This is a genomic window from Streptomyces sp. NPDC048419 (genome assembly GCF_043200415.1).
Lineage (GTDB): Bacteria > Actinomycetota > Actinomycetes > Streptomycetales > Streptomycetaceae > Streptomyces.
In genome coordinates this window covers 1-23414 of record NZ_JBICXT010000045.1, presented here as the reverse complement: position 1 = coordinate 23414, position 23414 = coordinate 1, and the positions used below count along the sequence as shown (strand labels likewise).

Annotated in this window: 25 protein-coding genes and 5 pseudogenes; 22 read left to right on the top strand and 8 right to left on the bottom strand. The window is 66.0% G+C overall.

The features are described from left to right. Window positions 1-96 precede the first annotated feature (96 nt). Together ACGFYN_RS44385 and ACGFYN_RS44380 are read left to right on the top strand one after the other, a co-directional pair. Window positions 97-312 carry a type II toxin-antitoxin system VapB family antitoxin gene (locus ACGFYN_RS44385; RefSeq protein WP_393871690.1) on the top strand — a complete coding sequence of 72 codons (216 nt, stop codon included), beginning with the start codon at window positions 97-99 and terminating at the stop codon, window positions 310-312. Beyond that, a pseudogene (locus tag ACGFYN_RS44380) lies at window positions 309-509 on the top strand (VapC toxin family PIN domain ribonuclease); the annotation flags it as partial. The gene ACGFYN_RS44385 and the pseudogene ACGFYN_RS44380, both read left to right, overlap by 4 nt. Window positions 510-985: 476 nt before the next feature. Here ACGFYN_RS44380 and ACGFYN_RS44375 read toward each other — a convergent pair. The 3 genes and pseudogenes from ACGFYN_RS44375 to ACGFYN_RS44365 form a co-directional block, all read right to left on the bottom strand. Continuing rightward, a pseudogene (locus ACGFYN_RS44375) lies at window positions 986-1156 on the bottom strand (helix-turn-helix domain-containing protein); the annotation flags it as partial. A 59-nt stretch (window positions 1157-1215) separates the two neighbouring features. Next, on the bottom strand, window positions 1216-1380 hold the full coding sequence (locus ACGFYN_RS44370) for a hypothetical protein (RefSeq protein ID WP_393871689.1): 165 nt from the start codon (window positions 1378-1380) through the stop codon (window positions 1216-1218). A 1186-nt stretch (window positions 1381-2566) separates the two neighbouring features. Continuing rightward, a pseudogene (locus ACGFYN_RS44365) lies at window positions 2567-3031 on the bottom strand (relaxase domain-containing protein); the annotation flags it as partial. Between the two features lie 597 nt (window positions 3032-3628). Between ACGFYN_RS44365 and ACGFYN_RS44360 the strand changes: the two are divergent. Both ACGFYN_RS44360 and ACGFYN_RS44355 read left to right on the top strand, forming a co-directional pair. Then, window positions 3629-4582, top strand: a complete 954-nt coding sequence (locus ACGFYN_RS44360; protein ID WP_393871688.1) for a hypothetical protein — start codon at window positions 3629-3631, stop codon at window positions 4580-4582. Window positions 4583-5496: 914 nt separating this feature from the next. Continuing rightward, a complete protein-coding gene (locus ACGFYN_RS44355) occupies window positions 5497-6450 on the top strand; it encodes an AraC family transcriptional regulator N-terminal domain-containing protein (RefSeq protein ID WP_393871687.1) in 954 nt (317 codons plus the stop codon). Here the strand turns inward: ACGFYN_RS44355 and ACGFYN_RS44350 are convergent. Beyond that, window positions 6436-7149, bottom strand: a complete 714-nt coding sequence (locus tag ACGFYN_RS44350; RefSeq protein WP_393871686.1) for a type 1 glutamine amidotransferase domain-containing protein — start codon at window positions 7147-7149, stop codon at window positions 6436-6438. The genes ACGFYN_RS44355 and ACGFYN_RS44350 overlap by 15 nt on opposite strands. Window positions 7150-7410: 261 nt before the next feature. Here ACGFYN_RS44350 and ACGFYN_RS44345 point away from each other — a divergent pair, with 261 nt between their 5' ends. From ACGFYN_RS44345 to ACGFYN_RS44260, 18 genes and pseudogenes are all read left to right on the top strand, one after another. Then, window positions 7411-8445: a DJ-1/PfpI family protein gene (locus ACGFYN_RS44345; protein WP_393871685.1), complete on the top strand. Its 1035-nt coding sequence runs from the start codon at window positions 7411-7413 to the stop codon at window positions 8443-8445. Window positions 8446-8491: 46 nt separating this feature from the next. Beyond that, entirely contained in the window at window positions 8492-8923 is a 432-nt protein-coding gene (locus ACGFYN_RS44340) for a nuclear transport factor 2 family protein (RefSeq protein ID WP_393871684.1), read from the top strand. A 10-nt stretch (window positions 8924-8933) separates the two neighbouring features. Beyond that, window positions 8934-9410: a nuclear transport factor 2 family protein gene (locus tag ACGFYN_RS44335; protein WP_393871683.1), complete on the top strand. Its 477-nt coding sequence runs from the start codon at window positions 8934-8936 to the stop codon at window positions 9408-9410. A gap of 14 nt (window positions 9411-9424) precedes the next feature. Then, window positions 9425-10951 carry a toluene monooxygenase gene (locus ACGFYN_RS44330; protein WP_393871682.1) on the top strand — a complete coding sequence of 509 codons (1527 nt, stop codon included), beginning with the start codon at window positions 9425-9427 and terminating at the stop codon, window positions 10949-10951. Further along, window positions 10951-11253: a toluene-4-monooxygenase system B family protein gene (locus ACGFYN_RS44325; protein WP_393871681.1), complete on the top strand. Its 303-nt coding sequence runs from the start codon at window positions 10951-10953 to the stop codon at window positions 11251-11253. Before ACGFYN_RS44330 ends, ACGFYN_RS44325 begins: the two co-directional genes overlap by 1 nt. Beyond that, window positions 11250-11558 carry an MmoB/DmpM family protein gene (locus ACGFYN_RS44320; RefSeq protein ID WP_393871680.1) on the top strand — a complete coding sequence of 103 codons (309 nt, stop codon included), beginning with the start codon at window positions 11250-11252 and terminating at the stop codon, window positions 11556-11558. Before ACGFYN_RS44325 ends, ACGFYN_RS44320 begins: the two co-directional genes overlap by 4 nt. A gap of 62 nt (window positions 11559-11620) precedes the next feature. Next, window positions 11621-12595 (top strand): hypothetical protein, encoded by a 975-nt coding sequence (locus tag ACGFYN_RS44315; RefSeq protein WP_393871698.1) that lies wholly within the window; start codon window positions 11621-11623, stop codon window positions 12593-12595. After that, entirely contained in the window at window positions 12592-12924 is a 333-nt protein-coding gene (locus tag ACGFYN_RS44310; protein ID WP_393871679.1) for a Rieske (2Fe-2S) protein, read from the top strand. Before ACGFYN_RS44315 ends, ACGFYN_RS44310 begins: the two co-directional genes overlap by 4 nt. Next, window positions 12921-14156 (top strand): NAD(P)/FAD-dependent oxidoreductase, encoded by a 1236-nt coding sequence (locus ACGFYN_RS44305; protein ID WP_393871678.1) that lies wholly within the window; start codon window positions 12921-12923, stop codon window positions 14154-14156. The genes ACGFYN_RS44310 and ACGFYN_RS44305 overlap by 4 nt, the downstream gene beginning before the upstream one ends. Beyond that, window positions 14153-14473 (top strand): annotated as a pseudogene (locus ACGFYN_RS44300) (uL22m family ribosomal protein); the annotation flags it as partial. The gene ACGFYN_RS44305 and the pseudogene ACGFYN_RS44300, both read left to right, overlap by 4 nt. Window positions 14474-14587: 114 nt before the next feature. Then, window positions 14588-14893 (top strand): metal-sulfur cluster assembly factor, encoded by a 306-nt coding sequence (locus ACGFYN_RS44295; protein ID WP_393871697.1) that lies wholly within the window; start codon window positions 14588-14590, stop codon window positions 14891-14893. Window positions 14894-14908: 15 nt separating this feature from the next. Further along, window positions 14909-15208: a putative quinol monooxygenase gene (locus tag ACGFYN_RS44290; protein WP_393871677.1), complete on the top strand. Its 300-nt coding sequence runs from the start codon at window positions 14909-14911 to the stop codon at window positions 15206-15208. Between the two features lie 36 nt (window positions 15209-15244). Next, on the top strand, window positions 15245-16009 hold the full coding sequence (locus ACGFYN_RS44285; protein ID WP_393871676.1) for an ATP-binding protein: 765 nt from the start codon (window positions 15245-15247) through the stop codon (window positions 16007-16009). Next, a complete protein-coding gene (locus ACGFYN_RS44280; RefSeq protein ID WP_393871675.1) occupies window positions 15967-16335 on the top strand; it encodes an alcohol dehydrogenase catalytic domain-containing protein in 369 nt (122 codons plus the stop codon). Before ACGFYN_RS44285 ends, ACGFYN_RS44280 begins: the two co-directional genes overlap by 43 nt. A 30-nt stretch (window positions 16336-16365) precedes the next feature. Beyond that, window positions 16366-17277, top strand: a complete 912-nt coding sequence (locus tag ACGFYN_RS44275; RefSeq protein ID WP_393871674.1) for a YceI family protein — start codon at window positions 16366-16368, stop codon at window positions 17275-17277. 202 nt (window positions 17278-17479) lie between these two features. Further along, entirely contained in the window at window positions 17480-17872 is a 393-nt protein-coding gene (locus ACGFYN_RS44270; protein WP_393871673.1) for a roadblock/LC7 domain-containing protein, read from the top strand. 236 nt (window positions 17873-18108) lie between these two features. Next, window positions 18109-18255, top strand: a pseudogene (locus tag ACGFYN_RS44265) (sigma factor-like helix-turn-helix DNA-binding protein); the annotation flags it as partial. Window positions 18256-18541: 286 nt separating this feature from the next. After that, window positions 18542-19294: a DUF5131 family protein gene (locus tag ACGFYN_RS44260; RefSeq protein WP_393871672.1), complete on the top strand. Its 753-nt coding sequence runs from the start codon at window positions 18542-18544 to the stop codon at window positions 19292-19294. Here ACGFYN_RS44260 and ACGFYN_RS44255 read toward each other — a convergent pair. The 4 genes from ACGFYN_RS44255 to ACGFYN_RS44240 form a co-directional block, all read right to left on the bottom strand. Next, window positions 19281-20378, bottom strand: coding sequence for a three-Cys-motif partner protein TcmP (locus tag ACGFYN_RS44255; protein ID WP_393871671.1), 1098 nt, complete (start codon window positions 20376-20378; stop codon window positions 19281-19283). The genes ACGFYN_RS44260 and ACGFYN_RS44255 overlap by 14 nt on opposite strands. Window positions 20379-20501: 123 nt before the next feature. Next, window positions 20502-21578 (bottom strand): Dyp-type peroxidase, encoded by a 1077-nt coding sequence (locus ACGFYN_RS44250; protein ID WP_393871670.1) that lies wholly within the window; start codon window positions 21576-21578, stop codon window positions 20502-20504. Between the two features lie 6 nt (window positions 21579-21584). Continuing rightward, window positions 21585-21974, bottom strand: coding sequence for a hypothetical protein (locus ACGFYN_RS44245; protein ID WP_393871669.1), 390 nt, complete (start codon window positions 21972-21974; stop codon window positions 21585-21587). A gap of 19 nt (window positions 21975-21993) precedes the next feature. Beyond that, a partial coding sequence (locus tag ACGFYN_RS44240) for an RHS repeat-associated core domain-containing protein (RefSeq protein ID WP_393871668.1) occupies window positions 21994-23414 on the bottom strand: 1421 nt, incomplete at its 5' end.

Here is a 23414-nt window from a genome sequence, read left to right as displayed (position 1 = left end):
GACTCGCCGGCCGAGGCCGGGTGCCCGGGTATGCCACCTCACGGGGCACCTCGCGAGATATACCTGATCCCATACTTGATATCTAGGGGGTACTAAATGAGTCGAACGGTTATCGACCTGGACGACGACCTGGTCGCGGACGTGGCCAAAGCCCTCGGCACGAGCACCAAGAAGGAGACAGTCAACACCGCTCTTCGCGAAGTGCTGGAGAGTCGGCGACGCGCGCTGGCTCTCGCCCGGCTGCGGGCTTCGTCCAGGGACGGCGCATTCGATCTGGAGCTGTTCGAGAACAAGGGGAACTACCGCCGGTGAATGCGGCCCAGTTCCTGATCGACACCAGCGCGCTCGCTCGGTTCATGCGCGAGGACGCGGAGCAGTTCGGCTGGGACCAGGCGGCAGCCGCCGGGCTCATCGCCACCTGCCCGATCACCGAGCTCGAGTTCTTCTCCAGCGCACGGTCGGCCGCCGACAGGGCGCACGGCATCGAGGACATGCGACTGATCTTCGGTGCGGGGCGACAGGACCGCTCGCCCCCGCTCGTCCCCTCATCGCGGTCCTCGGTCTCGCCCTTGTGCGGGTCGGGATGTGGGTCGAGCAGCAGGAAGATGGTGTTGCCTTCGACGACGGTGCGCCAGGGGGCGGCCTGCCGCAGTTGCCTGCGGGTGAGCGCGGCCTTGTCCCAGGCCCGCTCCCACACCCGCAGGTCCTGCACTCCCAGGGCGCGGGCGAAGGCGATCAGCAGATCCTTGCGGGGCAGTGCCGTCCCGCGCAGGACGGCGCCCAGGGTGCTGCGCGGCAGCACTCCGGTGGGAGCCCGCTCAGACAGTGTCACCAGGGACGGGGCTCCGCAGCGTTCGCGTAGTTCCACCATGGCCTGGCGCAGGTCGGCGAAGTCCATGACGGTTTCGGGCCGGCAAGCGGTGTGGTGCGGCCGGTGCTGCTGCCGGGCCCGGTAACGGGCCCGGCGCCACAGGCGCTCGGCCTGCCCCAGGTCGGCGCCACAGGCCTGCGTGTACGCCCGCACCGCCGGCCAGGTCGGCAGGCGGGAGCCGTCATCGGCCCGCGACAGGGTGGTGGCTGTGAGCGTGCCCGGCGACTGCCCGGCCATCTGCGCGTAGGTCAGCCCGGCCCGCTCCTTTTGGCCGCGTAGCCACACCACCAGGGCCCGCAGGGAGGCACAACCCGCCGTCCTCAAAGGCGTTTTGCTCCGCCCCGTCACGCCGGTCCACCCCACCACTCAAGGACCGGGAGGCGCCCGGACAGGGCGGCGGCTGTCTGGCTGGCCACCTCGAGCACCACACTCGTCCACAGCGCGGCCAGCACCTCGGCCGGCGCTCCCGCGGCGGCCAGCAGCACGGCGAAGACCACCACTACGGCCACGAACACGCTCCGGGCTCCGGCTCGGGATGCGGCCGGACTCGCACCGCACCAACGACGCGGCGGCAGCGGATGGGACATCACGAACTCCGATCGTTGATGCGAACCCAACTCCTCGCCGAACAACGGGAAAAGAGGTGGCAGCCTCGTTGCATCCCCTGGCGAGATGCACCATGGTGGAGCGCGCTCACCACCGCAGTCCACCCACACCGCGGCGCTCGAGGGCCGTTGATGCAGCCGCGGCCCGGCGCCTTCGTAACGGAAAAGCCGCCCTCGCCCCACGCCGGACCTGGTCGCAGACATGGCCCATCCCGTTCATGCACCAGCGGCCCGGTTTCCCGTTGACGGGCGATCCCGAGTGAGCGAACCTTCCACGCATCGGGCCACCTCACCGTGGACCGCCCCGATGCGAACCCAACGTCGGGCCCGGGCGGCCGTGCTGGCAGGCACGGCCGCCCGCCACCTCCCACCCCCGGGCTCAGCCACGGGGGCAAGCTCCGACCAGGGTGGCCTTTTTGAGGCCACGACCGGGCGGCCAGCGCCCGCCACTGATCGAGCAGGCGCGGCAACGCGCGGCCGCGAAGCCCACTGCGCTCGCAGAGCGTCTCGCTGACACGCCCACTCCTGCCGGTCCGACGCCGAAGCAACTGGTACCGAACGCGCCTTCGCAGGAAGCCGCGTCAAGGTCGGTGGTGACCGTGTGGACAGACCCATCAGGCGCACTGCGTTGCCGTGGGCCACCTCACCGGGCCCCCGCGGGAATTGAGGGAGCAGACGATGGCCGACCGCTCACCTGTACGGGGCAGCGGGGGTGCGCGATGTGTGTCGGGGCACCGGTCGTTGCGGCAGCGGAGCGGCAGACGGCAAGGCGTTCAACCGCCCATCGCGGCGTGTCTGTTGGCGGGCGTCCGTGCTGCCCGTCCCGTGTTTGAGATGGCGTCCAGGCTCTGACCGGCGGAAGGGGCGGCCGCCGCGGGCTGGCCGGTCACTGGGGCGGCTCGAGCCGGGAGGGCAGTGGAGGGCGTTGCGTCAAGGGCGGGACCAGGGTCTGCTTGAGGTGATCGACGTGCACGTCGAGGTGCCGTCAGTTCTCTGCCTCCTGCGGGAACCAGGTGACGGTGCCCCTTTCGGTTTCGGATGCCTCGCGTACCGCCTGAGCGTATTGATGCACCAGGTCCCTGCGGACCGATCACGTGGTCCAGCCGGAGGGCGGCGGCCTCGTCTCCGCGTGCCCTGGCGAGCGCCCTCCTCGTGGCGACGACCTCGCGTTCCATGAAGTCGAGAACCTCGGCGACCGCTTGGTGGTGTGTCTCGACGATGAGGGCCTGAGTGCCTGCGTCTGACACGGCAGTGCCGAGACCGACTTGGGCACGCTGAACGTGTAGTCGAACCCAGCGACGCCGTTCGGTTGCTTCTTCGATTCCTCGGCCTCGATCTGTGCGATGTGGTCGGCGCGCTGTTCAAGGATGAGGTTCGGGCTGAGTTCGGCGCCTCGAGCAGCAACTCGGTCCTTGCGGCTGGCGAACATGGGGAACGCCCGGCCCAGTTGATCGCCGGTGACAGGGTCACGTCCCGTGCCGATCAGGAGTTGACGTTGCTGCGGCGTGACCGTGTCGCCTCGCTTGATTTCGCCGTTGCCGAAGGCGTGGAGGCCCGAACCCGTCCATTACCCGGGCGGAGTTCCCTCCTCGGTGTAGTACCTCGTCACCGGATGTCCAGGCCCGCGCTGATGCGACGCATCGAGGCGGTCATAGCTGCACACCTCCTCGGCGTGAAGGTGTACGCGCTGTTCCACAGCCCCCGGTTCACGTGGGTTGTCCACAGGTGCCGGTGCCGCAGACCCCTCCTCGTTCTGCACGACGTGTAGGACGCCAGCACAGCTGCGCAGCTATGCGGAGCGCAGTCGGCCCGCACGTTGGAGGGGATGTCCGTCCACGCGGTACGACGACGGCCCAAACAGGACAACGCCGCGAACTCTACTGGAGGGTCTCGAAATAGGGCCAAATCTGCGCACGCCGGTCGGCCGAACCGGTCGTTTTGACCCCCCATGCGAGGGAGGCGGGGCATCGGGCACGGCAGAAATGCATCACGTATCGCAATCCACGCCGATGTGTGCGGGAACCGACGGGACTGGTGCCGGGGGCATGGACCCGGCCCGGTGCTCGCCTTAGCGTCTGCTCCGGTCGTGAGTGTGACCCCCCTCACAAGTGCGAGCGTTTCTGCCCGTCGTCCCGATAGGAGAGCAACAACGATGGTGGACAAACTCAAGAAGGCCCTCCCGCTCGCGCTTGCAGTCGGCGTGCTCGCGTTTGCCTGGATCGAGGTGTCGATGAACTTCACCTTCCATTGGTTCGACAACGGCGCCCTTGGCAACGGCCTCGGCCTACCAGCGAACTTCCATCTCATCGCGCCGGCGGCGTTCATCAGTTGGGCGATGGTATTCGCCGCAGGCGCGGACGCAGCAGCGGCGACCAAGGTCGGCATCGCAACCGCGATCGGGTCCGTCGCCGGCCTGGTTCTCATGGCCCTGGGGCCCAAGACCGCGGACCTTCCCGAATTCTGGGGCCTGGCACTGTGGGTCGGAGTTCTGGCCTTCGGTGCTGTCGCCCTCTCGATCTTCGACTGGTACTACACGCCCGCCGCACTCGCGGCCTTCGCCGCTGTGGTGTTCTGGTGGATCGCCACCGGACTGGACGGCTGGGCGTCGCATGGCGGTGGGGGTTGGATCCGGCCTCGAGTCGCTCGCCAAGCCGGCGACAGCCGGCACAGGTGCCTTCGGCGGCGTACTCTCCACTCCTTACCCGTGGGTCTTCGTAAGCACGCTGGCGTCTCTCCTGGCCGGATGCATCCTGGCGTACTTCGCGGCGGGCCTGGCCGGGATGCTCACTCGGTCCGGCTCGACTGGACACGTGGTCCCAGAGACCGTCTGACACCAACGCGGATCGTGGCCGACCCCCCTTACAGCGTGGAGGGTCGACCGCAATCCGCGTTCAACAACTCGATCCACTTCAACAGGACGGAGGCCGGCGTGAATGTCGCCAGTGCCATCAGCACCCTGCCTCAGGCGACGCATACAGGTATCTATGGCGACGGGGAGTGGCGGGACGCCGCTCTTGATCGGACCCTTGAGGTCGAGGATCCAGCAACCGGAAGCCGGATTGCCGTCGTCGCCGACGCGGAGCCTCGAGGTGCGCTCGACGCGTGAGATGCCGCAGGTCGTGCGCAACGCGGTGCGCCATTTACCGGGCAGGTATTGCATAACGAGTGCAGGCCGGCCGAGCTCATTAGCGCATAACACATTGCATTACATTGTGCATTGAGTAAGGCGGGTCGTGCAGGGTGGCCTATTGTCAATCACGAGAAAATCGAGAATTTGGCATTTTAGAATTCTTGCCTTTCCTCGGGTTGCAAATGCGATGGGCAGGCCTGAGGTTCTCTATGCACTCTGCTAGATATGGGTGCGTCGCCATGGGGGATACGCGGGCAGCCTGATAACTCAACGGGTGAGGGTGGGGGAGTGTGCGCTCTATAGGAGCGCCGTATATGTGACACGCCCATGGGCACACACGCTTGCACTCCCGTACTTACGCTTCCAGGTGTCAGTGAGGTAGTGGTACACAATAGGGCCTATATCTAGGGGTCTTATATGAGGGGGAATTTATATAGCAAGGCGGATGGGCAAAAAGATCATCGGTTTGCGAGCGGGCAGCCCCTTGCATCCGGAGTAACCGCGACGCATACTGGAATACATAAGGGTGAAATAAAGGCCCGAATCGCAGGGTGCGCCACCGGTCGAATCCTCCGCGGGAAAGGCCCGGCCGCGGAAGCGCTCGCGCTGTCCAGCGGCACGGTACGTGTACGCCGCCGACGAGCGCGACGGCCAGCACTTCGCATCCGTGCTTGAGGACGGGATTCGGGGTCATCTCCAACGCCGCCCGTTCGGCGGCGTCAAAAGCTCAGGCCTAGGACGGGAGGGCGGCACCGAGGGAATCGGCCCCCTCACTTCCTTCACTGCACCGCGACACCACCAAACTCCACAGTGTGACTGGCGTCACATAGGCTGGCCGGGTAGCAACGTTGCTGCCGGCCCCGGAGGACAGGATGACTTTGGCATCTCACATGCAGCAGATCATCACCACGGGTGACCTCATTGCCGAAGTCGGGGCAAGGGCGCCGAAGATCGGCGGCAACGACGGCGGCTGGCCGGGGCTGACCCTCTATCGGTTCAACGAACCGCAGGCTCCCACCTGGGAAGAGATCCAATCCCTGTCCATCGGCATCGTGGCCCAGGGCCGCAAACGCGTCATCGCCGAGGGCAAGAACTTCGTGTACGACCCCTTCAACTATCTGGTCCTGAGCAGTCACCTCCACTTCCAGGCGGAAATCCTGGAGGCGAGCCAACGCAAGCCGTTCCTCTCGTTCGTTCTCCAAGTTGACCCTGCGCTGGTCAAGAGGGTCTCGGCAGACATGATCGAGCGGCGCACCGCCGCTGGCTTCCCACCCGTCCACTCCGACTCGGTCCCAGAGAAGGGTGCGGTGTCCGCGCTGGATCCCGAGTTGATGAGCGTCGTGATCCGCTTCCTGCAGAGCCTCGACACCGGGGCTGATCGGCGTGTGCTGACCCCGATGTACCTGCAAGAGATCGTCTACCGCGTACTGCAGCGCGAGCAGTTCTCCCGACTCCTTCACATCGCCGCGAAGCAATCTGCGGGCAACCCTGTGTCCGCCGCGCTGGTCTACATCCGCGAGCACTATGCCGAGCCGGTCACCGTCAACGACATGGCTGAGCAGGTTGCTTTGAGCCCGTCATCGTTCTCCCAGCTGTTCCGGGAGGTGACCGGGCGCTCGCCCTACCAATTCCTCAAGGAACTTCGCCTGGACCGGGCAAGGGAACTGCTGCTCGACGGCCGATTGAGCGTCACTGACGTGTCGCGTCGGGTGGGGTACTCCAGTGTGTCTCACTTCATCAAGGAGTTCCGCCGCCGGTTTGGAACGACGCCCAGGGCCTACGTCGATGTCGACGCGCAGGCCCTGGACGGGGGGATGCACCTACTTCACTCAGGCACGAGCTGACGCAACTGCCGTGAGCAGCTGCTGCGCCAGGGGCTCGGACGAGGCGGGGTTCTGGCCCGAGTAGAGGTTCCCGTCGACCGTGACATGTGGCCGCCAGGCGTTGCCGCTCGACTCGAACATTCCGCCGTCTTCCAGGAGCCTGTCCTCAAGGCGCCACGGCGCCTTGTCGGCAAACCCGACCTGCTCCTCCTCTGCGTTGGTGAAGCCGGTCACGCGGCGTCCGCGAAAGAGCCAGCCTCCGGCATCGCGAGCCGGTAGCAGAGCGGCGGGGCCGTGACAGACCGCCGCCACGGGTTTGCTCTGCCGGGTGAACTCGACAATGAGTGCGCCGAACGTGGATGAGTGGGCGAGATCCTCCATGGGACCGTGACCACCTGGGACAAAGACCAGGTCAAAGTCATCTGCGGTGATGTCATCGAGGTCCTGGGGACTGCGCAGCTGCTCCTCGATGCTCTCCAGATACGCCCGAAAGCGCTTGCCCGGCTCCTCCGATCCGCCGTTCATCGCCGCGCTGAACCCAGCCTCGTCGGGGACTGGTCGCACCGCGCCAGGTGTGGCGATGGTGATATCCAGCCCAGCGTTTGTGAACACCTCGTGCGGGACCGCCAGTTCTTCGGGCCAGTAACCGCAGGGGTGCTTGGTGCCGTCATTCAGGGTCCAGTACTGGGATCCGGTGACGGCGAACAGGGCGCGAGCCATGTCCGACCTCATCTCGTTTTTGGGGAAGTCCGCAGTGTTGGCGGACCCACGAAACGCTATGCCGAACCCGCCCCCGTCGGATCCCATTGCGTGGGATCGCGACACAAGTCCGTTGGTGTGCGGCATGCCGAGATCAAACGGCGAGGAATGGACACACATCAAGGAGGAATGCATCACCATTCGCCGGCCACTTCGAGTTTGCTACGAAGCATGACCCCGGCCGCACCGCACGCTCCCATTACCTGAGCGAAGGGAATCCCGATGACTCGAATCGCCTACCTGGTCTCCAGCGCAAACGAGATCACGATGGCCGACGGCGCGAAGCATCCCACCGGCTACTTTGCCGAGGAGGCTCTCAAACCGTACGAGAGGTTCGTGGCCGCCGGCTTCGACGTCGTCGTTGTGACTCCTGACGGCAAGGCCCCGACCGCAGACCCCTATGGCCTCAGCTGGTTCTTCCACTATCCCGATGAGGACAAGGACTACCTGAACTCGGTGGCCCGCACGTTCGCTCACGATCCTGACGACATTCGCTTCACGTTGCATCAGGTGACCGAGCTGGGACTGGCAGCCGCTCGCCGGCTGGCGGAGACCCTGCAGGCCAGGGGCCTGTCGGCAGCCGACGCGCACGCCGTGGTCAGCAAGGCTGCCAAGGTCGCCTGGCGCGAGGACCGCGCTCTGGCCGAGGTCATGTCGGATCCCGAACTCTCTGGTGGACTGTCGAGCCAGGAAGTTCAGGCGGCAGTAGCGGCGCAGCGGGAGGCCAGCGAGCAGCTCGCCGCCGAGCGGAAGGCGAAGCTCGACGCGATTCCGGGCTTTGTGAACCCGGCATCGCTCGCCGAACTCAGCGACGACCAGATGGCGGCCTTCGACGCTGTCTTCGCCCCCGGCGGACACGGGCCGATGGTGGACCTCGCTGACGACCACAGCGTCAGCCGGCTCCTCGTCGCGCTCCACTCCAAGCGCGCTTTGATCGCGTCCCTGTGTCACGGCCCGGCGCTGCTCCTGTCCGCCCCCGACCGTCCGGACGGGCAGTGGCTCTTCGACGGCTACCGCATCACGTGCTTCACCGACGAGGAGGAGGACCAGACCGAGCCGGGCCGGATCGGCCTCCCGTGGTACGTCGACACCGCGTTGATGAACGCGGGCGCCGTCTTCGACGACGGTCCCGCCGCGTGGTCCAGTCACGTCGTCGTCGATCGCAACCTCATCACGGGGCAGAACCCCGGCTCCACTGAGGCGGTAGCGGACGCGGTCATCAAGGCCATGAGCGCGGTGTCGACCGAGGCGGCCTGACATGTCTTTCCTCACCAAGGCCATCGAACGAATCAGGAGCGTTCAAGTGATCACTGGAACCAGTGACCCGGTCGCGGACTTCCTCGACGGATTCAGTCGGCGGGATGTCGCCGCCGCCCTAGCCGCTGTGTCCGACAAGGTGCGGGTCGCCGTGCATGGACTCTCGGTGAGCGGCGAGAGCGCAGACACCCTGCGCCAGGTGCTCGACGGCATGGTCGGCGCCTTTCCGAACCTCCGTGTCACCACCAAGCGCATTCTTCGCACCGGTGACGTTGTGACCGCCGAGCTCAAGATCGAGGGCACCCAGGCTCGTGCGTACGCCGGCGCCATCAACCAGGAGAAGCACCTCGACCTCGATGAGGCCTGGCGGTTCGAGGTGAGTGACGGCGTGATCGTCGCGGTCGACGCGTACTGGTGCCAGCAGCAGCTCTATCGCCGACTGGGCGTCAAGAGGTTCGACCAGATCGCGATCGTGTGAGGAGACGACGATGACTACGACAACCCAGGAACCGCGCGCTGCCGCGCAATACGCTTCCGTCGTCCGCGACTTCTTTGACAGATATCGCGAGCGAGACGTTCCAGGCATGGCTGACCTGTGCGACATCAACGCCGACTTTTCCTACCCGCCCTTCGAGATGTGGGGCAAGCAGCGCGTCGTGCGCGCCGACGGCAAGGTCGGCACGGTCGGCAGGGCGATCTGGGCCGGGTTCATCCAGTCCTTTCCCAACCTGTCCAACGTCGTGCACTCGGTGGACGCCAACGACGACGGCGACGTCGTCGCGCAGGTCGACATCGGGGGAACCCAGCAGCTCCCATGGGGATTCATCCGCCCCGCCGGGCAGTCGTACAGCGAGCCGCACCTGTTCATCTTCAAGGTGAACGAGGCCGGCCTCATCAGCTCCATCACCGCCTACTGGAACAACGCCGGCATCAGCCAGCAACTCGGCCACCTCGAAGTCGACTAGGAGATCAAGACGCCATGGCATTGCTGAAGCGTGAAGAGTGGCAGGGCTTCGTCCGCGACGTGGACTGGACGCCCACCTATGTTGACGATGAGGCCATCTACCCCGAGTGGCACTCAGGCACGGGCAAGGTCCCCCGCGAGGCGTGGCTCAAGTGGGAGGAATCCTACAAGGTGACCTACCCCGAGTACGTGGCAACCCAGCGGGAGAAGGAGGCATCGGCGTACGCCGTCAAGGCCGCGCTCCAGCGTTCGAACGCCTTCGAAACCCTCGACGAGGGCTGGAAGTCGGCCACCAAGGTGCACTTCGGCGGGGTGGCTCTCGTCGAGTACCTCGCGGTCCTTGGCGAGCTGAAGATGGCGCGCTTCGGGATGAACGGCGCGTGGCGCAACATGGCCACGTTCGGCCAGCTCGACGAGATGCGGCACGCCCAGATCACCACGTTCTTCGGCCACGAGTTCATCGCCAAGGACCCGCAGTACGACTGGACCCAGAAGACGTTCCATACCAACGACTGGGTGCCGATCTCGGCGCGCAACCTGTTCGACGGAATGATGATCGCGCCGAACGTCGTGGACCTGGCCATCGAGTTGCCGTTCACGTTCGAGACCGGCTTCACCAACCTGCAGTTCGTGGCGCTCTCGGCCGACGCGCTGGAGTCCGGCGACGTGAACTTCGCGAACATGATCTCCTCGATCCAGACCGACGAAGCGCGCCACTCCCAGCAGGGCGGACCGACCATGGAGATCCTGGTCGAGCACGACCCGGTCCGCGCGCAGTGGATCATCGACAAGAGCTTCTGGGGATCGGCGCGCATTTTCAGTGCGCTCACCGGGCCGGCGATGGACTACTACACGCCGCTTGAGCATCGCAAGCAGTCGTACCGCGAGTTCATGGAGGAGTGGATCATCGACCAGTTCATCCACACCATCGAGGACTACGGGCTGAAGAAGCCGTGGTACTGGGACGAGTTCATGCAAGGCCTGGACACCTGGCACCACGGGCTCCACATGGGGCTGTGGTACTGGCGGCCGACTCTGTGGTGGCGTCCCAAGGCGGGGGTCTCAAAGGACGAGCGCGAGTGGCTCCGGGAGAAGTACCCCAACTGGGAGACTGTGTACGGCGACAAGTGGGACGTGATGATCGATCAGGTCAACGCCAACAACGTCGAGGCCACGTTGCCCGAGACGCTCCCCTGGCTGTGCAGCACCTGCCACCTTCCCGCCTGCAATGCCACCCAGTCGCGCGATGGCAAGTGGAGGGTGCGGACCCGGCAGCTGGACTACGACGGTCACAAGTACCACTTCTGCTCGAATGCGTGCCGCCAGATCTTCTGGAAGGACCGCGACAACGTCAACCACGAGACCCTGATCGACAGGTTCCTCGCCGGCCAGATCCAGCCGATGGACGTCGGCGGCATCCTGGGCTACATGGGTATGACGCCCGACGTCATGGGCGACGACCCCGACTACGGCGCCTGGACCAAGGACTACGTGGGCCGCCCTGCAGCCGGCCTGGCCGCACCCGCTGGGACGGCAAGCTGATGACCGAGCAGACAGAACTGGGCATGGAGGACCGAGCGCCCGAGCTCGTCCCGCTCAACGCCATCTTCGCAACCGACTTCGTGCAGATCCTCGTTGCGGTCACGACCGCCAACACGATGAGCGAAGTCGCGGCCGCCGTGGCCCATCACGTGGAGGGTAAGAGGGTCCGGGCGTTGCCGTACCCGAAGGTCGTCATCCACAACGGCATACCCATGCCGCCGGAGATGACCGTCGCCGAAGCAGGGATCGCACCGCTGGACCACATCGCCGTCGAGTACGCCATCCCGGAGGGACGAGCATGAAGAACCCCGTGGGTCCCATCTTGAGGATGGGCGATCAGGTTGAGGACGTCATCCAGGCCATCCGCGATGACAACCAAGATCAGCAGATCGAGGTGATTGACCGCGGCTCCTATGTGCGCGTCCAGGGCGACAAGCGAGTGCGCGTGACCCAGGAGACTCTGCGTCTCTACCTCGGTGCCGACTACGAGATCCGCTCCTTCGGCACGATGATGTCGTCCTTCGTCGGGCGGGTCGTCACGACCAGCGATGACATCGTCTGGGAAAAGATCAAGCGCGATACCCCGAACGGAGAGTTGGTCCGATGACTGGGGAAGTAAGCAGGGCCAGGAAGCGTCGGACGTTCAGTGCGTTCGGAGACGTGCGCAAGATGCCGACCGAATACGAGATCGTCACTCAGGGCCAGAACTACACCACGCGAGAGAATCGATCGGCTGCCTTCGAGCAGAACCCGTCGTCGCCGGCGAACCTGTGGTTCCTGACCTACCGCGACCAGTCCCCACTCAAGGCGGAGAACTGGGAGCAGTTCAGAGAGCCCGACAGCCTGACCTACCGCATGTACGTCAATGCCCAGGCCGAGTCCGAGTCGAAGGTGCATGGCGTCCTTGAGGAGTACGCCGCCTTGGGCACCGACCGGTCCTTCGCTCCTGGCTGGCTCGAGCTGCTCGGCACCCTGTACACACCCTCGCGGTACGCCGTGCACGGCGCTCAGCAGATCGAGGCGTACGTCGGCTACATGGCGCCCACGTCCTACATTACGAACCCGGCAGGGCTCGCGACCGCCGACTTCCTCCGTCGCGTCACGACGATCGCCTACCGAACGCGCGAACTCCAGATCGCGCACCCGAGCTCACGTATCGGCACCGATAGCGAGCGCAGGCATTGGCAGCAAGGCGCCGGCTGGCAGGGCACACGGAAGGCCGTGGAGTACGCCCTGGTCACCTACGACTGGGCGGAGGCCTTCACAGCCCTGAACCTTGTGCTGCTGCCGACACTGGACGATGTGCTGACCCGTCAGTTCGGTGAGATCGCACTGGACAACGGTGACAACCTCAGCTGGCTGCTGCAGAGCTTCCTGGACGCGGACAACCAGCGTCGCAACCGGTGGAGCCAGGCCCTCGCCAGCTTCGCCATCGGCCAGAAGCCGGAGTCGAGGAGTGTCATCGAAAAGTGGGTGGCCAAGTGGGCTCCGGTCGCTGACGAGGCGGCAGCGGGTCTCGGGTCCCTGCTGGCGACATTGCCTGAGTTCCCGCGCCCTGCGGACGACGTGGTCGCGGGTGCCCGCGCGGCACGTGAGGCGTTCACGGGATCCATCCTCGGCGGCGTGAACCAGGAGTCGGCATGACGACCACGAGTGCAACGATGCTCTGGCAGGAAACGATGCACATCGATGACCTGTGGGACGGAGACATGGCGCCTGTGCAGGTCTCCGACACCAAGGTCCTCCTTGTCAACGTCGACGGCGAGGTCAAGGCCTACGAGAATCGATGCCCGCACCAAGCCTGGGGCCTCGACGAGGGCGACTTCGACGGTCAGACGCTGACCTGCGTACGGCACATGTGGCAGTTCGATGCAGCCACCGGCCAAGGCGTCAATCCCGACGATGTCTGCCTCAAGACCTACCCCTGCGAGGTGGGCGAGGACGGGATGATCCGCGTGGATGTCGGCCGATGACTACGTCACGTCACGTGATCGTGGGAGGCGGGGTGGCGGCCGCGTCCGCGGCGGCCACCCTGCGCTCTCACGGTTTCGACGGCCAAGTCGTGATCGTGAGCGACGACGCCTCACTCCCATACGAGCGGCCGCCTCTGTCCAAGGAGTTCCTCAAGCCGGAGTCGGAGGGGTTGCCCACCCTCCTGAAGTCGGCGGACTGGTACGCCGAGAACGACATCACCATGATGTTGGGTACCCGGGCAACCCAGCTCGACGCGAACGCACACAGCGTGAAGCTCTCCGACGGTGAGACCCTCGACTTCGACAAGCTCCTCATCGCTACGGGTGTGCGCGCACGCAGATTGCCGCACACCAACAGCCCCCGCATCCTGACACTGCGCTCTCATGCTGACGCCGTCCAGGTGCGCACAAGGCTGGCAACCGTCGACAAGGTCGCTGTGCTGGGCGGAGGCTTCATCGGCTGCGAGGCAGCCTCAACCGCTGTCGCGCTGGGCAAACGAGTCACGCTGCTGGAGCGCGCCTCGACACTGATGGAGCCCGCGCTGGGGCCAGTTCTCGGGTCGGTGATGACGGACGTGCACCGCGCAGCAGGCGTCCGCGTGATGCTCGGGTGTGTCGTACTGAGTATCGAGGAAACCCCGTCGGCGCTCGTCGTTCGCACAGATAAGGGCACGGTCGAGGCCGATCTCGTGCTCGTCGGCGCAGGCTCCCTGCCCAACATCGAGCTCGCTGAGGCCGCCGGCCTGAAGGTCGACAACGGCGGCATCATCACGGATGCACAATCGCGGACAAGTGCCCCTGATGTGTTCGCCGCTGGAGATGTCGCCGCGGCCTTCCATCCCTTCTACCAAACCCACCTGCGCGTCGAGCACCATGACACCGCCCTGCATCACGGCCGTTCGGCCGCCATGAACATGTTGGGGCACGACGAGCCCTTCCAAGAGGCCCACTGGTTCTGGTCCGACCAGTACGCCCACACCATTCAGCAAGTGGGTCGCGCCCACAGCGACGACCAACTCGTCCTGCGTGGCTCCCTCGACGACCTGTCGTTCTCTGCGTTCTCCCTCCGTGGCGACCGCATCACCCGGGTCATCTCCCTGAACCGACCCAAAGACGTCCTGGCAACGCGGCGACTGCTCTTCACCGAACACCACGTCACCGCGGAGCAATTGGAGGACGAGTCGACGCCTGTCAACCGCCTAGCACCACGTCCGCGAGGAGCCCGGGCATGACCCCAACCGCCACGACACTCGACGTGTCACAGAAACAAGTCCGAGTCCCCCATACCGAGGCCAGGGCTGCCCTCGATGCAGTGCTCGGTCTGGACACCATCGCAGCCATCTCCAGACTTCGACGAGGTCCAGGGAGAACTTGCGAGCCCGTCGCTCGCGTTCTCGACCGCGCGGTCGTCAACGCACGCGAGTCGGGCCTCGACCCCACGCTGCTCGTCATCGCGGCTGCCGACGTCACCCCCGGTCAGGGGATCACCCGGGTGCGCCGTAAGTCGCACGGGAACGCAGACTGGATCACCAGCGTGACCAGCGACCTGTCCATCGTGCTCGTGCCTCGCGGCCTTTACGAGACCTCTACGTTCACCGTCGAGGCGGCCGTTCCTGACGCACACACTCCGCCCACGTCGCCGCCAACAGACGCCCACCCGCTCGTGCCTGCAATTCGAGAGCGGCTTCTCGACGTCATCGACCCCGACCTGGGTATCAACGTCGTCGACCTCGGATTCGTTCGTGGTGTCAGCGTGGCGGACGGGATCGCCATCCTCACCATGACGTTGACCTCGCCGGCCTGCCCACTCACCGGTGTCATGGAGGACCAGATCCGCACCGAGCTGCTCGACCGGGACCCGCTGGTGGACGACTTCCGTATCGATTGGCAGTGGACACCCGCCTGGAGCCCCGCGGAAATCACCGCGGATGGGCACGAGCAGTTGCGTGCCATCGGATTCAACATCTGAGGAGGAAGTAGCGATATGGGACACGTTGTGATCGCAACCTGGAAGGCCAAGCCAGGAGAACGCGACCGGATCATGACCATCCTTCGGGAGATGACCCCTGGCAACAGGAGTGAGCCGAAGAACGTCCAGTTCCAGGCACATGTCAGCGCTGTCGACCCCGACACATTCGTGCTCTACGAGCACTACACCGACGAGAGCGGCTACGAGGAGCATCGGGCGACCCAGGCATTCCAGGAGCGCGTGCTCGGCGAGGCGATCAACCTGCTCGCAGACAGGAAAGTCGAGACCTTCATGCCGGTGGAGGACCTGCCTTGAACATGATGGACGCGCCGCTGAGTCAGGTCGATCCCGATGTGTTCACCGCAATGGAATCGGAGCTCAGCGGCAGCAGTCGCCGCTGAAATGATCGCGTCCGAAAACTTCGCACCGCGAGCAGTGCTCGAGGCACAAGGCTCGGTGTTGACGAACCCCCGCCTCCGCCCAGACTGGGAAGTGCCTCCCATGGCTGCTTCATCCCCCATCACCGCGGGCACCCCCCGCCCGGCCCGCCGCCACCGGCGCAACAAGAACAACAGCCACCCAGCCCCAGCAGGACCCCAGAGCCACGGCTCGGCGCCCCCTGTTTCCCCCGCCCACCGGCCCCGCCACGCCGCTCTGTCGGCGCTGGCCGATGCATCCCGACTGCGTGAAATCCGGCAATTCGCCTCAGCGATCCTCGCCCGGTGGGATGTGGCCGACAGCGACCTCGACTCCTGCCTCCTCATCGTCAGCGAACTGGCCGGCAACTCCGCGCAGCACGGCCGAAGCCGCCTCACCGTCCACCTGTCTCTCAGCAACCACACCGTCCGCATTGACGTCGCTGACCACGGCGCAGCCGTGGAGCACCCCGCCGACGACACCGTTTCCGGCGACCCCTGCGAACACGGTCGCGGACTGAGCATCGTGCAGGCCCTCGCAGACCACTGCGAAACGCAACAGGAAAACTCCGGATGGCACACCCGAGCCACCCTCCGCATCGCATCTCCCGCGGGCGACCTTTCGCCAAGTGACCACCATGCCCCTTGCCTGCAGCCATGCTTGCCGCCTCTCTCCCCGGCGGCTGCCAGACCGAGCTGAGGACCGTGCCCGTACCCGAGGCCGCCCCCGGCCAGGCGCTGCTCAAGGTGCATGCATCCACGAACTGCGGAAGCGACCTGCGCGCCATCTACCGCGAACATCTGGGTTCGGGCGCCGAGGCGTACCGGGATGTCGTCGGCGGGCACGAGCCGTGCGGTGAGATCGTCGCGGTCGGCCCCGGTTGTCGGGGGTCAAGGGTCGGGGGCCGTCGGGTTGTGTACCACATCAGCGGATGCGGACTGTGCGAGTTCCAGCGCGGACCGTTACTGGTCCATATCGCGGGCGCGCGTTGTCGCAGACATGAAGAGCCTGCCCAGGTGAGCTGATCTTCAGGCAGAGCAACGAGAGGCGCGGACATGAGGACCCTGCTGTGGCGGTGGATCGGGGACGCCAGGGATGCGTCAACGGCCTGGTCCGATAGGGGACTTCCGCTTCCTGACGGTGCGGGCCGGGCCGAGTGCCAGGTGGTGGACCCGGTGGGGCTGCCGATGCAGGCCTCGGTCACCGTCCTGGACCACGCCGGCCACTCCGTGACGCGGGGAGGCACCGACGCCTACGGGCTGTTCACGGCCGCCGTACCGTCCGGCGACTATCAACTGGCGGTGATCTGCGACGGCTTCGAGCCGCGCCGCGTTCCCGTGCAGGTGCTTGCCGGCCTGAGGTCCTCCGCCGGAGTGATCAGACTGGACGCCGCCACGCTGCCGCCGGCCCCGGCGCAGGGGCACTGGACCATCGATCCGGACCACACCGCGATCCGGTTCGTCGCCCGTCACATCGGGATGGCGGACATCCACGGCCGGTTCAACCGCTTCTCCGGCAACCTGTGGATCGCCGAGCGGATGCGGGACTCCCAGGTCGACGTGTTCATCGAGGCCGACAGCATCGACACCGGCGTCCGCACCCGGGACAGCCATCTGCGCTCGCGGGACTTCCTGGACGTGGCCGCCCACCCGTATCTGACCTTCAGCGGCGGCAACTTCGTGCACCGCGGCGGCTCCCACTGGGAGGTGACCGGGACGCTGGAACTGCATGGTGTCGTCCGCACCGTGACGCTGGACACCACCTACCTGGGTCTCGGCACCGGCATGACGGGTGAACCCCGCGCCGCCTGCAAGGCCGTCACCGAACTGCACCGCGAGGATTTCACCCTCAGCTGGCAAAAGATGCTCACCCGCGGCATCGCGGCCATCGGCACCACCATCCGTATCGAGCTGGATATTCAAGTCGTCCGCGCCGCGCAGATGGACGGCCCGTCCGCGGCCTGGTGAGGACACAGGCCTCGTAACTGGTTTTGCAGACCGCGTCATTGCGGGCGGACTACGCCGAAGGAAGGCGCCGTCGTGGCGGACCCATTCTCACCACATGGCGTCACCCCCTCGGTGGCCGGCTGCGGCACTCCGGCCGCCTGTCCGTGACCACAGAAAGCGACTAGCCAGCATGCAACAGGACCGTGCCGCTGACAGGAGTTGGATGCTCCGTGAGCTCGTGGAGAGCATTGCTGAGATCCGGTTTGCCCTCGTGGCATCCGGCGACCGCAAGGCCCTTGTCTCCTTCGGAGGGGATGACTCCGCCGACATCGATCGTTTTGCTGCCGTGGTTGCCGGGCTCCAAGCGCTGGCTAGGCCGGTAGGTGAGCAGTTCCCCACCTGCGCCGGCCGACTGCGCCTCGCCATGATCGAGGTCGACGGCGGACATCTCTTCGTGTCGCGTGCCGGGGTGGAGGCCTATCTCGGCGTCCTCGCAAAGGAAGGTCTCGACCAGGGCCTGCTCGGGCACCAGATGCGGGACCTGTCCCGAAGGATGGGCGAACGGCTCGGCACCACCCCCCGCAGCGACTTGGTGAACTCGTCGCGGACCACGTGAAGTTCGCGGCCCCCAACGACAGCCTCGAGGTCTCTGCCTCTGGTACGGCTACTCGCGTCGTCACCCAGGCCCGATACGTTCCGCCTCTCAGCCGGCGCCTCGTAGGAGGCGTTCCTGAGACCCTCGGAGGAGTCCCGCCAGCAGCCCGTCAACCCGGTTCGAGAGCAGGACCGAAGCGGCCGCGGGCCACGGGGACACTGAGCGGGTGGTAGCCAGACAGTCGGCGATCTGGTGACCAGGAGTGCGTGACGCTCCGCTTCCTGCAGGGCCTGTCCGTCGCCGAGACAGCCCGGGTGATGGGCAAGAACGAGGACGCCATCAAGACACTCCAGTACCGCGCCGTGCGCGCCTTGGCCCGGCTCCTCCCGGATAACGCACACTGACCGGACGGATGGAGGAGCGCGCGCACCTGCGGCGGGTCCTCTTCCAGGGTGCGCAGATACTCCGACCGGCTCGCGAACGCACCGGCGTGCAGGGTTCCGCCAGCGGCTGCACAGCAGATCCTTCCATCGAAAGAAGGGGTACACGCGTTCTATGCGGTGGTGTCTCAAAGAACGCACCAGGAGGCGGCGCCGTGGTTGGATGCCAGTGGCCGAGCGTGCCGCTGGATTGCCGACCCAACTGGTCCGCGCACGCGGACAACCAGCGGCAGGCGATGGAGGGTTGAGGGTGAGTGACCGCAGCGCGATCGAATGGACCGAGGCCACCTGGAACCCGACGACGGGCTGCGACCAGGTCTCGGCCGGCTGCGACAACTGCTACGCCCTGACCCTGGCCAAACGCCTGAAGGCGATGGGATCCGCCAAGTACCAGACCGACGGCGATCCCCGCACCTCCGGCCCCGGCTTCGGCCTGACCCTGCATCCCGAGGCACTCGCGGTCCCCTACCGCTGGAAAAGCCCCCGCACCGTCTTCGTGAACTCGATGTCAGACCTCTTCCACGCGCGGGTCCCCCTCGACTACGTCCGCCGCGTCTTCGACGTGATCACCGACACCCCCCAGCACACCTACCAGGTACTGACCAAGCGGGCACGGCGCCTGCGGCTGGTCGCCGGCCGGCTCGAGTGGCCCCCGAACCTGTGGATGGGGGTGTCGGTGGAGAGCGCCAAAGAACTCCCGCGCGCCGACGACCTGCGCCAGGTGCCCGCCGCCGTCCGATTCCTCTCCTGCGAGCCCCTGCTCGGGCCGTTGGACGGCCTGGACCTGACCGGCATTCACTGGGTGATCGCCGGAGGCGAGTCCGGGCCGCGCTTTCGCCCCGTCGAGGAAGAGTGGATCGCCGAGATCCGGGACCGGTGCGAGGACGCTGACGTGCCGTTCTTCTTCAAACAGTGGGGCGGGCGCACCCCGAAGGCGGCGGGCCGGCACCTGCACGGGCGCACCTGGGACCAGATGCCCCTCATGCCGGTTAGCGCGCGCTGACCGTGCTGGCCCTGGTGATCCGGCCCGGCGGGGAGAGCACCACGAGTCCTTCGTCCCGCAGATACGTCACCGCCTTGGCGGCGTCCTTGGCCCGCCACTGCGCGGTCTCCATCAGCAGCCACTGCCCGAGATCACCCACACCGATCGGGCCCTTCTGCACGCGGTCGTGGACGAGGGCGACCAGCTCCGGGTCGATCACCTCCGTCTCCCACAGCGTGCCCTGCCCGATGGGCACTGCGCCACGGCAGCGGGGGTCCTTGAAGCTCATGCCGTCGCTGCGGTCGACCGTCCACATCGCCTCCTTCATCACCGCCACCCCCTTCGGATGGCGGGTGCCGAAGACGAGATGCAACGGCTTGCCCGTGCGCGGGACGACCTGGAACTGCAGGCAGTGCTCGAAACCGGCCCGCTGCAGCGCGGAGCGGAACGTCTCCAGCCAGGCCCTCCACTGCTCATCGCTGCGCTCCACCGCCGCGGCCGCCTCCCAGAAGTGACGCCCGCCGAACACCTGGTCAAAGATGTCGACGTTGATGTCCTTGCGACGGTTGAACCAGTTCGGCCCGAACGTGGTGATCACTTCGCTGCCCGGGTTGAGGGCGATGCGACGCATCAGCGACAGGGGCGTGTTGACGCTGCCCCAGCTGTCGAAGACCCCGAGGATCGGCTGCCCCCAGGCGCCGGCCTCCGTCAGGATCCGCTCGCTGTCCCGGCCCGCACTACCCCGGTGGACGCTCACGCGCACCGGTAACCGCTCCAGTGGCCCGAAGCGGTCGACCAGCAGCTGCCGCAGATGCTCACAGCGATCCCGGCGTTCCTCGATGAACACCAACTGCACACGCTGAGGCGAGAGTTCCATCCGGTCGGCGGCGTCATGCTCGAGCAGTCGCTGCAACGCGAAGACGGGCGAGCCGTCCTCGCCCGTTTCATACCGTCCCGGCCCCGCGAAAGCATCGAGCAACGTCACTCTGCTCCAGCTGCGCACGCCGCGCGGCTGCAGCATGATCGGCCACCATGCGTCGTAGTACCGCCGGTAGAGTCGGTGTTTCGCCGCCGTGGCAGGCTCCAACGCCCATAGCAGACCCACCCGTTCCCCCCTCGCCCCGAACGGTCATCCTTCAATCACGTGCCGTAACAGATGGTGAACCGCATGCCAGGGCCCGACAAGAGGGCCTCTCGCCAGGAACCCCGTGCACTGCCTGAGTGATCGTCAGGCCAGCGCGTCGAGCCAGCCGTCGCCGGGTGGGGGAACGAAGAAGTAGCCGCCTCCGACGGTGAGGGTGTATTTGGCCATGGCCTCGCCCTGCAGCCGGTGTTGCACGGCCTCGAAGCCCTTCTCCATGTCGCGCTGGAAACAGCAGAAGATCAGGCCCTGGTCGTCGGTACCACGGTGGTAGTTGTAGCCGCGCCTGACCAGGGGCGGCGGATGGCGTCGGTCGGGGGCCGCCCTGCGGACATGGGCGTCGAGTGGGGTGATCTTGCCGTCGGGATCCGCGGCGAAAACCGCACGCTCATCGGCGGGGGTGCCGTCGAGCCAGCGCCCGTCTGTGTGACGACCAATGATGCGCTCCTGCTCGTGAAGCGTGTCACGGTCCCAGAAGCCGGTAGCGAGACGAATGATCCGGACCACCTGATAGCTGCCCCCCACGGCCCAGGCCGGTTCGCCTCGACCGGCCCTGACGGTGGCCCGTTCCGTGACCTCGGCGGGGGAGGCAGGGTTTCCGTAGCCCTCGGTGAAGTGGAACGGGTTGCGGGCCAGCCCCCTGCCGTCCTCCGTTCGATTCTCGGGACGCCGGCCGTCCAGGCGCCATCGCACCCGCCACCGAGGAAGCGTGCGCAGTGCCTGATCGGCTGCTACATGCGCGGCATCGGACGATGCGGCGGTGAACTGAATCAGAAGATCCCCGTGGGACAGGGCCGGGTCCAGGACATCTCCGGGGAACGCCGGCATTGGCCGGAGATGGCGTGGTCTGCTCGCCGGCTCGGGAAGGACGCTCTCACCCAAAGCCATCCAGGCGGCAATCTTGCCGCCGTCTAACGCGCCAACGACCCGGTGCGCAGCGCGCAGTTGGCCAATCCGGCGGTCTTCAGCTGCAGTGAGATCAAGGGAGATTGCGTGGATGAAGGGCAATGGAGCGGCGCCACGGAGGTGGGCTGGCGCCTCTTTCTGGCCGGACGATGTGCTGCGCAGCGCTGCTGCGCTCACCGTCGCCAGCCCACCAGCCCCGACCGCGCCGACGGCTGAGGCATACAGGATTCGTCGTCTGGAATAGCCGTGGGAATCCATCAGGTGCTACTCGCAGGCCACTGTAAAGGATACGACGCGGCCCTTGCCTGGCACATTTTCTGCGAGCGGCCCGAAAGAGTCTCCCTTGATGATGGATGCCTTTCCATCTTTCGCCGTAACAACCCCGCGGGCGAAAACAGTCAAGAATACCTCTGCCGTCACTGCGTTCCGTCCGCCGCCGCGAATAGGTACCAGCTGTTGGAATGCGTCCCCGTCCAGACCGGCCAGCCAGTCGGATGCGGAAGCAAGGCTGACCCAGTCGCCATGCCGGGCGATCTGTACATCCGAGACGCCCGTCAATAGCGCTTCCAGGGCTATTTGGGAGGCGGCTTCGAGTGGACTGTAGGTTCCACCCTTGAAGAAGCGGGAATGCTCTCGGCGGACGTATTCGTGCACGTCAACAGGGTTGAGGTCCTCAGGGTGAAACACGGATACCACCACTGGCTCGCAGTTGATTGAACAGATCGAATGCTGAGGTGGGGATGTGGAACTCATCGCCCGCGAATGTTGGCGACTTCGGGCTCATGGGGATGGGTCTCGCAACGGCACCTGCGTTCCTCAATTGTGCCATCGCATCATCACTGATGATCACCTTGATGATGGCCCCGCCGCCGTGCCTCGTGGCGAAGAACTCGGCATCACCGGCATGGGTTGCCACGAAGAAGCCTCCCGGGCCGTCCGTGTACTTGGCCGCTGCCTTACTCGAATTCAGGCTGTTGTTCAGAATGTCGAGGAGGGAATCCACATCGGCGCCGTGATAATAGGTTGTCTCGCCGCAGCCGGCATTGTGCACCAGAAGCGGTGTCTTGCCCGCCAGTACATAGTAGGTGTGCAAGCCCTCGACGGTGAGGTTGTTGACCGAGGCCTGTTGAGTGTGGTGTCGGACCGCCTTGATCTGAACCCAGGTGCCGCTGCTGGTCTGCAGCCACTGACCTGCGGCGAGGTTGCTGGCCTCGACCCACCGATGGAGCTGGGGAACCCAGAAGGGGTGGCCGTCGGTCGCTGTGATGGTGCTGGTCTTGGCTCTGGCATGCCCGTCGGTGTCGAGAGTGATGTCGACGAGGTGTTTTTCGCCCTCCCCCTTGATCAGGGCAGTGACTTTACGAGGGCCTGTGTTCCCGGTCTCAGGGTCTGTTGCCATCACGGTGTCGCCGACTGCGACGTCCTTGATGGGCTTGCGGGTACCGTCGGCCATCAGGACGGGGGTGTCGCCGGTGAAGCTGTTCGGCAGGGCGCAGCTGCCGAGTTTGGAGCCGAGCTTGCCTTCCAGCGCGGTGCCGAGGCCTTCGCCGAGCATGCCGGACAGGCAGCCGATGGCGGCGGACTGGCCGACCTGGCCCCAGTTGACCTTGCGGCCGGACAGGCGTTGGGAGAGCCAGTCCAGGCCGCCGTCCATGAGGCCGCCGACGACGCAGGCGGCGATCATGGGGTTGTTGCCGTCAGGGTCGGTGTAGGTGGTGGGGGAGGACAGGGCGTACTGGTAGAGGTTGGTGCCGCCGGCCTGGCCGCTGGGGTCCTGGGAGATGAACTGGCTGGTCTGCGGGTCGTAGTAGCGGTCGCGGTAGTACAGCAGGCCGGTGCCGTCCATCTCGCGGCCGGTGAAGGTGTAGGGGTTGGTCGAGGCGGTGCCAGATGCGGTGGGTGAGAACGAAGACCAGCTGAACACCCAATGGCACGAGATGCTGCGGGAACTGGCCACCAACCGGGAGGACTCCACGGCCGCATCCCGCTTCATCAAGGCCTGCGCGCCCGCCCCGAGATCGGTGATCTGTCCCTCGTCGTGCAGCCGGGCCGCACCCGTGCTGAGAAGGGTGTTCAGGCCCCAGTCCACGCCGA

Coding starts and splice junctions, on each gene's coding strand:
- ACGFYN_RS44275 (WP_393871674.1), top strand. CDS start 16,366: ATGAGGACCCTGCTGTGGCGGTGGATCGGGGACGCCAGGGATGCGTCA.
- ACGFYN_RS44350 (WP_393871686.1), bottom strand. CDS start 7,149: ATGGCTCGCGCCCTGTTCGCCGTCACCGGATCCCAGTACTGGACCCTG.
- ACGFYN_RS44335 (WP_393871683.1), top strand. CDS start 8,934: ATGACTACGACAACCCAGGAACCGCGCGCTGCCGCGCAATACGCTTCC.
- ACGFYN_RS44385 (WP_393871690.1), top strand. CDS start 97: ATGAGTCGAACGGTTATCGACCTGGACGACGACCTGGTCGCGGACGTG.
- ACGFYN_RS44310 (WP_393871679.1), top strand. CDS start 12,592: ATGACGACCACGAGTGCAACGATGCTCTGGCAGGAAACGATGCACATC.
- ACGFYN_RS44250 (WP_393871670.1), bottom strand. CDS start 21,578: ATGGATTCCCACGGCTATTCCAGACGACGAATCCTGTATGCCTCAGCC.
- ACGFYN_RS44290 (WP_393871677.1), top strand. CDS start 14,909: ATGGGACACGTTGTGATCGCAACCTGGAAGGCCAAGCCAGGAGAACGC.
- ACGFYN_RS44305 (WP_393871678.1), top strand. CDS start 12,921: ATGACTACGTCACGTCACGTGATCGTGGGAGGCGGGGTGGCGGCCGCG.
- ACGFYN_RS44280 (WP_393871675.1), top strand. CDS start 15,967: ATGCTTGCCGCCTCTCTCCCCGGCGGCTGCCAGACCGAGCTGAGGACC.
- ACGFYN_RS44315 (WP_393871698.1), top strand. CDS start 11,621: ATGCCGACCGAATACGAGATCGTCACTCAGGGCCAGAACTACACCACG.
- ACGFYN_RS44330 (WP_393871682.1), top strand. CDS start 9,425: ATGGCATTGCTGAAGCGTGAAGAGTGGCAGGGCTTCGTCCGCGACGTG.
- ACGFYN_RS44285 (WP_393871676.1), top strand. CDS start 15,245: ATGTGTTCACCGCAATGGAATCGGAGCTCAGCGGCAGCAGTCGCCGCT.
- ACGFYN_RS44355 (WP_393871687.1), top strand. CDS start 5,497: ATGCAGCAGATCATCACCACGGGTGACCTCATTGCCGAAGTCGGGGCA.
- ACGFYN_RS44345 (WP_393871685.1), top strand. CDS start 7,411: ATGACTCGAATCGCCTACCTGGTCTCCAGCGCAAACGAGATCACGATG.
- ACGFYN_RS44270 (WP_393871673.1), top strand. CDS start 17,480: ATGCTCCGTGAGCTCGTGGAGAGCATTGCTGAGATCCGGTTTGCCCTC.
- ACGFYN_RS44325 (WP_393871681.1), top strand. CDS start 10,951: ATGACCGAGCAGACAGAACTGGGCATGGAGGACCGAGCGCCCGAGCTC.
- ACGFYN_RS44360 (WP_393871688.1), top strand. CDS start 3,629: ATGGTGGACAAACTCAAGAAGGCCCTCCCGCTCGCGCTTGCAGTCGGC.
- ACGFYN_RS44320 (WP_393871680.1), top strand. CDS start 11,250: ATGAAGAACCCCGTGGGTCCCATCTTGAGGATGGGCGATCAGGTTGAG.